Annotated in this window: 9 protein-coding genes and 1 pseudogene; 7 read left to right on the top strand and 3 right to left on the bottom strand. The window is 49.5% G+C overall.

Features of this window, described 5'->3' with window-relative positions:
• Window positions 1-194 precede the first annotated feature (194 nt).
• On the bottom strand, window positions 195-572 hold the full coding sequence (locus EI42_RS21265; RefSeq protein ID WP_111324657.1) for a winged helix-turn-helix transcriptional regulator: 378 nt from the start codon (window positions 570-572) through the stop codon (window positions 195-197).
• 136 nt (window positions 573-708) lie between these two features.
• Between EI42_RS21265 and EI42_RS21260 the strand changes: the two genes are divergently transcribed.
• From EI42_RS21260 to EI42_RS34950, 7 genes and pseudogenes are all read left to right on the top strand, one after another.
• The gene (locus tag EI42_RS21260; protein ID WP_170142798.1) at window positions 709-1,308 is read left to right on the top strand and encodes an NADPH-dependent FMN reductase; all 600 of its coding nucleotides are present in this window, start codon (window positions 709-711) and stop codon (window positions 1,306-1,308) included.
• A 516-nt stretch (window positions 1,309-1,824) separates the two neighbouring features.
• On the top strand, window positions 1,825-2,775 hold the full coding sequence (locus EI42_RS21255; protein WP_111324655.1) for a quinone oxidoreductase family protein: 951 nt from the start codon (window positions 1,825-1,827) through the stop codon (window positions 2,773-2,775).
• A 61-nt stretch (window positions 2,776-2,836) separates the two neighbouring features.
• The gene (locus EI42_RS21250) at window positions 2,837-3,244 is read left to right on the top strand and encodes a MarR family winged helix-turn-helix transcriptional regulator (protein ID WP_211326290.1); all 408 of its coding nucleotides are present in this window, start codon (window positions 2,837-2,839) and stop codon (window positions 3,242-3,244) included.
• A 553-nt stretch (window positions 3,245-3,797) separates the two neighbouring features.
• The gene (locus EI42_RS21245) at window positions 3,798-4,439 is read left to right on the top strand and encodes a hypothetical protein (RefSeq protein ID WP_111324653.1); all 642 of its coding nucleotides are present in this window, start codon (window positions 3,798-3,800) and stop codon (window positions 4,437-4,439) included.
• A gap of 96 nt (window positions 4,440-4,535) precedes the next feature.
• Window positions 4,536-4,952: pseudogene (locus EI42_RS21240) on the top strand (zinc ribbon domain-containing protein); the annotation flags it as partial.
• Between the two features lie 828 nt (window positions 4,953-5,780).
• On the top strand, window positions 5,781-7,139 hold the full coding sequence (locus EI42_RS21235; RefSeq protein WP_111324651.1) for an FAD-binding oxidoreductase: 1,359 nt from the start codon (window positions 5,781-5,783) through the stop codon (window positions 7,137-7,139).
• A 1,114-nt stretch (window positions 7,140-8,253) separates the two neighbouring features.
• On the top strand, window positions 8,254-8,403 hold the full coding sequence (locus EI42_RS34950) for a Dabb family protein (protein ID WP_371860021.1): 150 nt from the start codon (window positions 8,254-8,256) through the stop codon (window positions 8,401-8,403).
• A 1,138-nt stretch (window positions 8,404-9,541) separates the two neighbouring features.
• Here the strand turns inward: EI42_RS34950 and EI42_RS21215 are convergent.
• The gene (locus EI42_RS21215; protein WP_111324647.1) at window positions 9,542-10,849 is read right to left on the bottom strand and encodes a CHAP domain-containing protein; all 1,308 of its coding nucleotides are present in this window, start codon (window positions 10,847-10,849) and stop codon (window positions 9,542-9,544) included.
• A 439-nt stretch (window positions 10,850-11,288) separates the two neighbouring features.
• Entirely contained in the window at window positions 11,289-12,542 is a 1,254-nt protein-coding gene (locus tag EI42_RS21210) for a hypothetical protein (protein WP_111324646.1), read from the bottom strand.
• Window positions 12,543-12,961 lie beyond the last annotated feature (419 nt).

The raw sequence follows: 12,961 nt of genomic DNA, 5'->3' as shown, positions 1-12,961 counted from the left end.
CAAAACTGTCCGTTTTGGGGTGACATGCCGCATGTCTCTATTGAGGGGAAGATGTCGCTTCCCCTATGCAAGGAGAACACCACCCGAGGAAACATTCCATCCAATGGCGCAGGCAAGCAGCCTGGATACCTGCCATCTGCGGATATGAAACATAGAGCCCCACAACCTCAAATGGATAGCAGCCCTCTACCCGCTCACTTGGCCTCTTCCTCAAGCATAAGGAACTCGGCAGCATGAGTCTGGGCCCACTCGATAAGCTCACATAGCGTTGGAAGCAGTGTTTGAGCCAGTGCCGTAAGTGCATACTCGACACGCGGAGGAACAGTCGGGTAGACCGTCCGTGTGACAAAGCATTGTTTTTCTAACCGCTGCAACGTTTGACTGAGCATCTTGTGCGAAATCCCACTCACATCACGCTTCAGCCGGCTATAGTGCCTGGGCCCGTCCGCCAGGGCCACGAGCACCAGCATAGTCCACTTGTCGGCAATCAGATTGAGCAAGCGCCGGGATGGGCAGCGCATACTCCATACGTCAGATCCAGCAATTTTCCTAAGCAATTCTCCCGTTTTCATGACACTCACCTTCTGGTAAGTTATGCACACAAAAGTGCGTTCTTGTCTCAAAGCTTTTACTCTCTTATAGTGAGTATAGCACAAATAGAGAGTTATAACTCTGCTCGCTCATTCTACCAACAAAAGGAGAGAAAAATTGAGTACGAAACCCCATATCCTGGTGATTTTTGGGAGTACACGGCAGGGTCGCAGAGGTGAAGCCGTGGCAAACTGGCTTATGGATCGCCTCACATTGCGCACCGATGCAACTTTTGAGTTTGTTGATCTGCGTGATGTCTCCCTTCCTTTCTTTGATTCCCCTGCCTCGCCAGTGCACGGACATATCGCGCCTGAAGCTGAGCAATGGGCAGAACAGGTTGAGCAGGCCGATGGCTTTATCTTTGTGACCCCCGAGTACAATCATGGCTATTCGGCAGTTCTCAAGAACGCCATTGACCATCTCTATTCTCAGTGGGCACATAAGCCTGCTGCTATTGTCAGCTATGGTGGCTTCGCCGCAGGGTATCGAGCCGCAGAGCAGTTGCGCCAGGTCCTCATTGAACTCAAAATGGTCCCTATCCGCGAGCAAGTAGGCGTCTCTCTGGTCCCCAACTGGGTTCCCAACGTCTCTGATGCCTCTACTTCGCCAGGTGGAGCATTTCTCAACCGGTCTTTCAATGGCATGATGACCGAGTTGCTGTGGTGGGCTACCACCCTTATTCCGGCTCGCGAACGTGATCGGCTGTCTCAAGACTAACAAGGCATTCGAGCACGATCAGCTCAGGGTGCCGGTGTCATCAGGAGCTATAGAACGGTTGAGCATGAGCCGGTTCCCCCGGACAGCCACTATCTGCACAGCTAAACCGAGATCCATTTCTTCTATATAGAGTAATAGGGCACACTGGTGCAACAAACGGTTTGTTGCACCACATTTATTTTTGCGCTCTTTTTCAGACAATACAAGACAGATTCTGAGATGGCTGGAGTGAGGATCATACCCTGCTGATTGCCGGTCAAGAGTCCGTGGTTGAACTACATCGAGCCAAAGTGGGTTCACGGTCAATGCGTCATTGTTGAACCTGCACGGGTTTTGCCCACGAGATACGCACCGAGGCTGTAGAAAACAGAGAACAAAGGACACTCCCTCCTCAACCTTCAGAAAGGATTGACTACTTCCTCTTCTTCGCCTATAATAAATATATCAATTATTAACTGGTTAATCATAGACAGGTTAAATATCATCCACGCATAAGAAAAAGAAAGGGATGTGCCGATGAAAGCTGCTGTCCTGCATACGCCTGGGGATCCTCCTCGCTTTGAAGAGTTTCCAGAACCAACAAGAGAGCAAGACGAGGTACTTGTACAGGTCAAGGCTGCCGCGTTGACCAACCTGAGCAAGATGAGAGCAAACAGTGCCCCCCGGTTTCCCGTTGTGTGTGGGGCGAATGGAGTAGGCCTGCTTGAGGACGGGACGCGAGTATACTGTGGCGGGTGTCGGCTTCCGTACGGCATGATGGCTGAGCGCGCCGTTGTCCCTCGCTCCGGGTGCATCCCCGTTCCTGATGAGGTAGATGACCTCACCGCTGCCGCCTTGCCGAACGCCGCCATGGCTTCTTGGCTGGCACTGGTCTTTCGCGCACAGTTCCAACCTGGGGACAGTGTCTTCATCCTCGGGGCAACAGGCGTTTCCGGCAAACTCGCCATCCAAGTTGCCAGGCATCTTGGAGCCAGACGCGTGGTGGCAGCCGGACGCAATGAAGTGATCCTCTCTACATTGGCAGACCTTGGGGCCGATGCTGTGATTTCCCTCAATCAGTCGGATCAAGCACTGACAGAAGCGTTCGTCAGCGAAGCAGATCACCACTCGTTTGACATTATCCTTGATTTTTTGTGGGGACATCCCGCTGAGGTGTTGATGAGAGCTTTGACCTGTCCAGAGTTCCAGGGAAAGGCATCGCGTATCCGCTTTGTCTCCATCGGGGAGATGGCCGGATCGACCGTCTCCGTTCCTGCCGCGGTCCTGCGCAGTTCAGGGGTGGAAATCTCTGGGAGTGGTGAGGGCAGCATTGCGCGACAGGCAATCTTTGAAACCTTTCCCCAGATGTTTGCGCTCGCCGCACAGGGAAAGCTGCGCATGGATATTGATCCGGTCCCCCTTGCCGAGGTGGAGAACGCCTGGCAGCGTCAAGACACTGCTGGCCGTCGCCTGGTTTTCCTCCCGTGAGGCTGCTATGAGATCAGAAGAAGAGCACGTACCGCAGGAACAAGAAACCGAGAATCCCTTTGTGGTTCTCACTCATCTGCATCGAGATATGTCGCGAGCATTCTCCAAACAGATAGGAATGAGCTTTTCTCGCCTGCTCGTCCTGCATGAACTCTGGCATACAGGGGAAATCAGCCAGACGGAACTGGCGAGCCGCTTGAGCATGGAAGGAGCATTGCTGACCCGGTTTGTCAAACAGATGGAGGCAGCTGGCTTGATCACTCGCCGGGTCGATCCTCGCGACAATCGTTTTACCCTGGTCTCCCTTGCGCCAGCAGGTCAGCAGGTCCTTTCAGAGATGGGAATCCATGCAGATGCCTTCGAGGCGGGACTTCTGGAAGGGGTGAGCAAGGAAGACCTCGCGAGCATGGTGCGAACCATGAAGCAGATCCAGGACAACCTCTCCCGAAGGCTCGAACACGATGGATGAGGTATTCATGGCTCTCTCCGGACAAGATCACTTGTCTGCTCGCTCGGCGCATTCTCGCTTCTTGCTTCACTGGATCAAGCTCCCGTTGAGGCGTTGTGTGTAACGTTTCCTGAAGGCGGTGGGAATGCAGCGGCCTTTATCCTCAACTCATAGCAAAAGAAAATGGCCCCGCAGGGAGACCTTCCCCGCGGGGCCATTTGATTATCAAGCCATCACCACCCCCGTCCCCTTGCAATCAGGGCATATCGTTCCTTTGTCATCTACAGTTCCGCTACCGCCGCACATATTGCACGTATCATCCTTGTACCGCTCACCGCTTTCCTGGTTCTTCATTTCTTCCATGATATTTCTCCTTTCCTGCATTTGTTTGCTATTTTATGATTCACACCACTTTCTACAGTTTTGATTCTACCTTCTTAATAGATACATTGCAATACATAATCATACTATTTTTAAGAAAATCCTTCACATCTGACTAGCCTTTCCTGTTGATTGACGTTCTCTGGTAAAATAGCGAAAACAGTCTTTTATATCGTAAATCAAGGAGTGTCGCATGCAAACGTGGGACGAACTTGTAGCGCATTTTCAAACGGTGACTGATGGGTTGGGAAAGCGAATCGATGAGGAGATCTTTGAAACAGTAGTCGTGTTGAATGCCCTGGGGATCCCGACCGTGCAATCCTGCGGTGGACATCTAGATCAGCGAGGGCTGTTGTTGCCCTGGGTAGACATTGACCCGCCCGATCCAAGCCTTGAGGAACTCCGCCGGCAGGAAGAAGCACTTGTAGAAGCGATAAAGGGGTACTATAAGGATATCGACAAGATGAGGGAAACCGGGACCAGCCCGGAACAGATTGAAGAGGTGAGAGGACAAGCGCTCGCCCTGGCTCCGACTCTCCACAGTCTTCAACGAGAGATGCGTAGGATGCAATTGGAGCCTCGCAAAAAATTGATGCACTACCTGAGTCTCTTTTATGAGCAGCGGCTGGTTCCCTTTGACCGCCACCTCGTTCTGATAAGTAAGGTAAGGACGCGCCTTCAGAACCAGGGAACAGCCGATTTCTTTATCACAGAGCCTGAAGCAGTACAGAGGCAGAAACTTGAGGAGTACCAGGCCGAGATGCGTGAGTTTACGACATTTCTCAAACAGCTCTATTTTGCGCAGCACGCGTCATCACCTACTCCTGTAGGATAAAGAAGTGAGGCCACGTCTCATCGGGACGTAGCCTTTTCCCTGGTGTGCTGTTCCAGGCCGTGAAATACCTTAATGGGAACAAACTTCACTGCATAAAAGAAGGGCAAGCATGCCGGTCAGAAGCAGCACACAGCCAACGCGGTTTTCTCACAGTGGTCGTTTGCCCAGTTGCAGAGCCTGATCGCCTTCAAAGCGCTCAGACAGGAGAACCAGGCAATCACGGTCGACGCTGGTTCCACCTCGCAGGCATGTCCGATGTGTGGGCATACTGCTAGAGAGAACCGACCGGGCAAGGGGTTGCGCTTTGTCTGTCAGCGCTGTCGGTACAGCTTGCATGCGGATCTGGTGGGGGCCCGAAATCTGGTACTGAGAACGCTTCTCGCCCAGTCCTGCCGGACGAGAACGGGGCAGGTGTCACTTGTCCCTGATGTGTCGGACAAGGAAGCCAAAGCAGAGCGCCTGCACCGGTTCTCTGAGTTGTGGTGGAGTTCAGACACAAGCCTCCCCCTTTAGGGGCGTCATTGACAGGTGAACATTCCTCCCTCCCTGACCGTGCCGTTCTCCCTGCTTCGACTCGGGACGATAGTCGAGCCTTTCGAGAAAGAATGCTGATTCCTTCCTATCAACGGAGAAAGGGAATGCGACAAGCAAAATATTCCGGCAAGTTGGCAGTATATGCGAGCAGCGTCAACAGGTCGAGATCGTGTTCACCACACAACATGGGCTTTTCCGGCTCCAAAGGAGCAACCACATCTCCTTGCGGGTCTGCATATCAGGCAGGAGGTCAGCATAGTGAGGCCCTTCACCAGTCTATGGCTTCATACCCGGCTCAGTCCCCCCTTGTTGGCCTTCGCTGACATCTTCATCTCGGTCTCTTTTTTATTGGCGCCTATTATTCGACTAGAAAGAGCATCCAATCAAGGGCAAGTTGAGACTACCATGTCACGACTGAAACAAAACAGGACGTTGCTGCTGGAAGCAGAACGTCTCTCATGATGGTGCAGGGGATCGTCACCATGTTAGAAGTTATAAACCCCATCATCTTCCTTTCTCTTCTCACCATACAGTGGCTCTCTCCACATTCCGAGCACGTCCTCCCAGCTCATGCAGCTCCACATTCAACACGTTGGCTCAGCTCTCAACCGCAGATATCTCCATTGAGGCAAAGAAACCGCTGTTTTCTGTCACATTCTTGCTCTGTATTCTGTCAGAAGAGTAGAAAGCCAAACACAACAGATAAAGCAGAAACGAAAAGCAAATCAAAGACAGCCTGTTTTAAAAACCGTATGACCTGACGACAGTATGTCATTTTGAAAGAGCTGAGAAAGGATATATTCTTCCATGAATACACAGCTACTCACCGCGTTTCAGCAGCGCATTACAGGAAAGGTGATCCTCCCTGAGCACCAGGCCTATGAGGCCGCACGGCATGTTTTCAATCAGAGCGGAAGCCCGGCTGTCATTGTCCGCGCCCACACCACTATCGATATTGTGGAGACGCTCCGTCTCGCACGTGAGCAAAAGCTTCCCCTCTCTCTCCGCAGCGGCGGTCACGGCTTGAGCGGTCACGCCACCAATACCAGCGGCATTGTCCTGGATCTTGCAGCATTCAATCAGGTTACAATCCTTGATCCTCAGAAGCGCCTTGTCCGTATCGGCACTGGAGCACATTGGGGAGACGTGGCACGTATCCTGGGTGAGCATCACCTTGCCATCTCTTCAGGCGATACTAAACAGGTTGGCGTTGGTGGCCTGACACTTGGTGGCGGCATCGGTTGGCTGGTGCGCACCACTGGTCTCGCCCTCGACAGCCTGCACGCAGCCGAGGTAGTCACAGCAGATGGTCGCATCTTGCGTGTCAATACGAAAGAACATCCCGAACTGTTCTGGGCTATTCGGGGAGGTGGCGGCAATTTTGGCGTCGTGACTACCTTTGACTTCGTTGCAACCCCCTGTACAGCGGTGATTGGAGGAGCAATCCACTACGAGCCTACCGAAGCAGAAAGCGTGCTCTCTGGATGGGTAGAGGCCATGCGCTCAGCCCCCGAGGAACTCAACTCAACGCTTGTGCTCTTCTCGGGGTTTGGACCTCAGGTTCCGCCACGCATCTCCATTCTTCTCTGTTACGCTGGAGAGAATGAAGCTGCTGCGCACGCAGCGATTGAGCCACTACTTCATCTGGGAACGGTCCAGGCACAGGATATTCACAAGAAACCCTATGATGCAATGCTGGAAGACGCAACGGCACTTCCTCCGGGCCTCAAGCAGGTTGGGCATAACGGCTTTATCAAAGAGCTGACCCAGGACGTTCTTTCCGCACTGGCAGCCAACTATGGTCGCCCGGGCAAGCCAATTGCTCAGATTCGCTACCTAGGTGGGGCAATGGCCCGGGTTGCTCCGCAGGAGACAGCTTTCGTCCACCGTGATAGTGAGGCACTTGTGATCGTGCCCGCATTCGCACCAACCACTGTGCCAGAAGAGCAGGCTCAACAGATCAGGCAAGCCGCCTGGAGCCCACTCGCAGCCTTCAGTCATGGGGCGTACCTCAATTTCTTGAGCGAGGCTAGCGAAGCCAGCCTTGCAGCTGTCTATCCTCCTGAGACTGCGGCTCGTCTGGCACAAATAAAAGCCCACTACGATCCGGACAATCTGTTCAATCAGAATCAAAACAGCAAACCAGTAGAAATCACCCTCCAGTAAAGACGAAACCGTGCGGAGCAGCTTTCAGAACGGCTTTTCTTTATGCAAGAGCTTCTGCACAAGCTGCTTTCGCTGTCTCTTCACGCATGTTCTCTCATCTCACCACCCTCACAGGAGATCTTCGTCTGCGAGAAAAGGGCTGACAGCCAGCAGGAACAGCCTCCACTCTCCCGCTCCCTCTCTATTTTTTACGTTATAGATCTCATCACCTGTTTTGCTGATTTTGTTCGACTTTGCGATATTTTCTCAGGAAGAATAGATACGCTATGATTGTCCATATCGCCACAATGATGGGCGCAGTTTCGGTGAAAGGCGTATAATACAGAGCTTCGACATTCGTGCTTATGATCGCAAGACAAACCAGGATGAGAGCAAGAAGAAGGCAGATCATCTCTATTATGCTTCGTTTTCCAGGGTGTCGATACATCTGTCTCTTGCGTGACATATATGCACATCCACACACAATCATTAACATTCCCGTGAGCAAGAGCCGGGGGGTTCGTACTCCTGCGGGAAGGATGAGAATACCCAAAACGATGCTCACCCATGAACCCCAATACCTTACTTTCTTCTGCTTGGCTCCCGGTTCCATGCTTTTCGCCTGGGAACTTTGCATTCTTTTATCTGATTCGTCCATTGTTTTCCCTTCTATGAAGCAGTATGTCAGGCTGTACGAATCCAAAAAGCAATTATTACAAAGAGGGCTTGAGCCAGTTCGTAGCACTTGTAGCTCTGTCCAGGCACGATTGTTCCTTTCTGATTGACAGAGCTCTATGACAGAAAAAGATTCCCTTATGAAGCTCTCTCCACAAAGTAGCTTACCTGGATTTTTTGCCTCTAAGCAAGGGTTTTTGACACAAATATTGCAGGGGCGGGAAGAAACTTGCCCCCTGCACAGTTGAGTAGTCCATACTATACTTCTCAGCCATGCTTACAAGCACTGTTTCAACTACTGCAAGCTCTTGCTCTATGGGTTCAAGGAACTTTGCTGAGACGACGTTCGGATTTTCTGGAATATGGCCCTATATTTCCGCAATAGTAAGCTTCGACCAAGCAAGAGAGCTGCAAGAGAAGATCCCGGACATTTCCTCAGCTCATGCAGGAAAGAGCTTGAATTTTTCGGTATACCTACGGCTTTGTCATGGGGTTTAGCACTTTAGAACGCTTGAAAGCATACATACCACATCCAGCGCATACGCTTGCCAGCGCTGAATTGCTCCGTCTTTGCACACACATTCTTGATTTTAATCTCGCACATACGTAGCGAGGATGAAGGGAAAATGTACATCTTCACCCCCTTGCATGGCGGGGACAAGCATAAACATTGCAAAAGCGCCAGCTTATCCGCTCCATTTCGAGCGGGAACCTGCACTGTTCATCAATTTGCTCCTCAAAGCACATCAAATTGTCTCCATTCATTGCCCGGCTTGAGCAGGCCACGACCCTGCAACAGCCCCGCGTAGAAATGAAACAGAGAACCTGGCTCCAAGCAATTTCCGGAGGCAATTTTTTTCTGGTGCAATGCTTGGCGAAGCACCGGCTTATCAATGAGACGTTGCGTAGGATAGACATCTGATTGCGAGAGTACGACACTGGCATCAAGCAAATAAACAGATATTACATATGATATACAACTATAATCAGTAATTATATGTACGTTAAAAACTAGCCTATTGTCTCTAGCCTTATAGCTTGTAGAGCGCTTTACTATTAAAATCAGTTTCAATAGTTGTAAATGGTTGTAAACGGGTTTTGCTGTCAGTGCTGTCACGGGAAAAAGAACCAGTAAGGCGATAACCTTACTAGCTCTCTTTCAGGATTTATGAGGTATACAGCTATCCTGGTGCTTATTATAAAGTTCAAAGTCTTTTATAGCAACAGAAATAGTAGTTCCTAAGCAAGCTGTTATGTGCGCTTGATCTCTAGAGGTTGTCGCCTGCGCTTCTAGTCTTGCTCTTCCAACCGCTGGAATAGTTCGGGATGATAGTCATCGCATTTCCAGCGGGCTACACCGTTACGAACGAATATTTGGCAGTTGGGACAGGGTATGATTGTGGTTGTATCAGTCCACGCGTTTTCTGTGTGAGTTTCGGATGTGGATGCTGTCTCGATGGTTTTAGATGTGGATGCTGTCTTGAAGTTGAGCATTATATCATCTTCGGTTTTCATTGCTGCTCACTCCTATAGATGAAAAGACTGTGAAAAGACTGACCTTCCAGAATGGGTATCTAGTTGGTCAGTCCAGCGAATAGAAAGTAGTCGAGGATGTCTGCTAGTCGTATTGGTAGCGCGTGATAAATTTGACGCCTACGCCTGGCTTAAAGGTCACGTAGCTTACCTGCTCCGGATAGTTCCCCCAATTCAGGTTACTGGTTTTAACCGTGCCGTCGGAGTTAATGTGCTCAATCATAGCTACATGTCCATACTGGCTGCTCGCTCCCTGTAACACCTGGTGCTAGCACAACAATCGAGCCAACAACCGGCTTATCGCTCACATGCCAGTTGAATTCTACTGCTCGGTCTACCCATTGGTACGCATTGGCATTGATCGTCCAGGGTACCCATACTCCAAAGAGCTCGTGATAGCGCTGATTTGCCCACCATGTGCATTGTCCAGCCGGGAAATAGTTGCCAGTCCCGGGTATCGCCTTTGTTGTAAGTTGCTTCGGCTGTTGTGCAGGTGGTTGCTGCTTCTGTTCCGCCTGCTTTGGCTGCTTCGCCTGCTCTCGTTTCAATGCATCTTTTTCCGCGTTGCCAGTAAAGAAGCCATAGGTGATCGAGGTCAATTTATCGCCTACCTGATAGATCTGCCCGGTGATTTTATCAGGTACATGCTGCTGTGTTGTTCTCAGTATGGCTTTAACATAGGTAGCCACCTGAAAATTACTCTTCGGGACGGTTACAGAGTGAGCTAGCGTGATCGTGCCGTATGCCGACTCGATCTGGTAGCTTTCAGGTAAGGTGATAGGGTCACGGAAATTCGAGAGAAAGATAGTACCGTCGATTGATCGGCCTATTTCCTGTTGCGCTTGGTGCTGATAGTCGAGCGCTCTCTGTGTCCCTTGTAGCGCTATATGGTAGAACACTCCATTGCCGTTCTTCTCATCGCCACCCGGCAACACGCCGTTTAGCTCATCCTGCTCGAAGCTCTTGGGATCTCCGTCTACAACAGCATCTAGGGCATTGGCATTGGCATACACAGTACCTAGCTCCTTGTCTGATTTTGCAGGTGCTATCGTGATAGCCGACGGTAAGTGCAGGTTGACACGGTATTTGTCGAGCTTGATCGTTTGGGGCGCCGACAATACAACCTGCTGAAAGGTGCTATTTATAAACCAGACGACGGCTTTATGCTTATCAGTACTTTGTGGTTGTTGCTCTTTTGATTTGTCTATCGTTGTAGTATCCTGCTTTGCAGCACTTGCTTGTGGTTTAGCGGTGCTTTTGCTCGGCTGCTGCTTTGGTTGTGGTTGCGGCTGCTGAGCTGATGGTGTAGGTACCGGTACTCGTGGTGTTGGTGTAGGTGCCGGCACCTTCGTTTGCTTGGGCTCCGGTGTTGGTATTGGAGCAGGTGCTTGATCGGGTTTTGGTGTCGAGTCAGGCCGCTGCTCGGGTTGTGGTTGTTGAGCAGGCATTTGCTCGGGCTTCGGCGTCGAGTCAAGCTGCTGCTCGGGTTGTGGCTGTTGAGTTGATGGTGTAGCATCTGGCATTTGTGGTTGTGGTGTTGATGCCGATGTTTCTGCTTGTCGTTTTGGTTCCGCGGTTGGCGTTAGACCAGGCTGCGGGTTTGTGTCAGCGCGGGCTGCTGAATACATGCTACCCAACGTGTACGAGAACACAGAAACGATTAGAACTAGAAGAGGTATCCATAGTTTATAGATGTAACTTCCATCTTTTTTTCACCATGTTGCCTTTTAGTTCTATCTCCTCTCTATTAAAGATCATGTCGCATAGGCCACATTTTCACTGTATGCCTGTATTTACATATATAAACATAAGTACCTCATCTTTTTATAGTCAACAGAAAGACATTAAAAAAGTATTAAAATTGCTGTGAGGGTGCCTCTGAAGCAAGCAAAAAAAGAACCACCGGGCTGGATCCCGATGGCTCTTTGTTCGCATTATATTAATGAGTATTCTGCCTCTAGCTTACTGGAAAAGATCGGGGCGTTGTATTCTTAATAGTTTGAAGCCGAACTTAATGACATACGGTTCCTTCGTATACTTCTCATCATTTCTCAGCGCCTGATATAGATTGTACAGCCGGGCAAGGTGCAAGGATGATTGCTTGGCTGCTCCTAGTGCTTTTTCTGCTATTTTGATGCCTTCATCGAGGAAACCGCTTTGTATTGTAGCCTCGGCTTCCGCTACAGTTGCAGTGAGTACTCTTCTCATTTTGGGATGTACAGGAGGCATCTCTTGCAATTTGTCTAGAGCAGAATATGGTTCTTTCAGGTTTAAATGCATTTGTGCCATTGCCAGTGTGTACCAGCTTTTGTCAATTTTGAAAAAGAGAGGAAATTCCTCTTGCACGTGTTCATCTGCAATAACACGTGCAATATCATATTGCTGTTTCGCTATAGATAGCTCTGTTGGGGAAAGAGGAATACTACTCATTTCACTTGCAACACTGAAGCGTATCGCACTTTCAAGTATTGGAGGTATCATGTAATTTTCTGCCACATGTAATGCTTGTTTTGAAAGATCAAGCGCTTTATATATATCCTGAGGATCTTTTTCAAAACCGACGCGCCATTTCTCCCGATAGATGTAAGAACGTAGATAGAGGGACTTCGCCTTCTGAGCTTGAAATCCTCTGTCTTCAGCCAGTTCAATTGCTTTCTTAATGTACCCTTCTGCTGATTGTAAGAAACCCTGTGCTCGCTGCATATTTGCTGCTGCAATGAGATATTCACAGAGTACTCTGACAGTCGTATCACTGTGATCTCTATAAAGAATATAGTCCTGCAAAGCATGGATGCGTGATACAACCTCATCAAAGTTGTTGTAAGGATTTTTCCAGAATGCTGTGATTCTCTCTTTATAAGCCTCCACATTTAAAGAAGGCGTTTTATAAGTTACAGGAAGGTAGAGTATTTTATCTAAGCTTTGTGTATTTAGTGTCTGCAAGCCTAGATAAGCTGGCGGTATATTCAGAATAGTATGAAGTATCCATCTCCTTTTCTCATCTATTGGCGCTTTATTGGAGCTTTCCAAACGTTCCCACCATCGTTTACTCACAGGCTTTTCTCCTAAGATAGTTAGTAACTCGTTATACAAGATTACAACTTCACTTGTATTATACCAGTGTAGCTTGTTGAGCCGCCATTCTCTTAGCACGTTTGCTTTGTGAGTAAAAGCAGATAGATCAACGTACTTAGGAGCCTTCTGCCCTTTTAACATGTCTTCACCTGACTCTTCTATCTACTTCCACAACTTCTCTCCGTTAACAATAACGACAAAAGATATTTTGAAATTTTTTGTTTTGTCGCACATATTATACACCAGCATGGTACTTATGAAAAAGGAATAGTAATTCTATCAGAAAGAACTTGAAAAACATCCTATACGCATTGAGCTAAGATTGGGGCTATGAATATGGAAGATGAGGCATTAGCTGCTTTTGCGTTTTACAGAGAGGAAATAGCAGCGGCTACGAACGTTCTTCAGCAGTTTCTTAGCTACGTCCGGTTACATCCTCCCAAAGACGAAAAAGGTGTGTCGCATGTGGAGGCGGTGCGGCGCTTTGTCGAGCGGCTGAAACAAGGGCCTGCTGGTCCTCTGTATTCTCAGGTTGTCTATCACGTACAGGCGCTGAATCG

It is taken from the genome of Thermosporothrix hazakensis (assembly GCF_003253565.1).
Taxonomy (GTDB): Bacteria; Chloroflexota; Ktedonobacteria; order Ktedonobacterales; family Ktedonobacteraceae; genus Thermosporothrix; species Thermosporothrix hazakensis.
This window is presented reverse-complemented; position numbering and strand designations above follow the sequence as displayed.

Excerpts from the sequence above, each read along its gene's own strand:
- EI42_RS21265 (WP_111324657.1), bottom strand. The coding sequence starts at position 572 with ATGAAAACGGGAGAATTGCTTAGGAAAATTGCTGGATCTGACGTATGG.
- EI42_RS21255 (WP_111324655.1), top strand. The coding sequence starts at position 1,825 with ATGAAAGCTGCTGTCCTGCATACGCCTGGGGATCCTCCTCGCTTTGAA.
- EI42_RS21245 (WP_111324653.1), top strand. The coding sequence starts at position 3,798 with ATGCAAACGTGGGACGAACTTGTAGCGCATTTTCAAACGGTGACTGAT.
- EI42_RS21235 (WP_111324651.1), top strand. The coding sequence starts at position 5,781 with ATGAATACACAGCTACTCACCGCGTTTCAGCAGCGCATTACAGGAAAG.
- EI42_RS21215 (WP_111324647.1), bottom strand. The coding sequence starts at position 10,849 with ATGCCAGATGCTACACCATCAACTCAACAGCCACAACCCGAGCAGCAG.
- EI42_RS21210 (WP_111324646.1), bottom strand. The coding sequence starts at position 12,542 with ATGTTAAAAGGGCAGAAGGCTCCTAAGTACGTTGATCTATCTGCTTTT.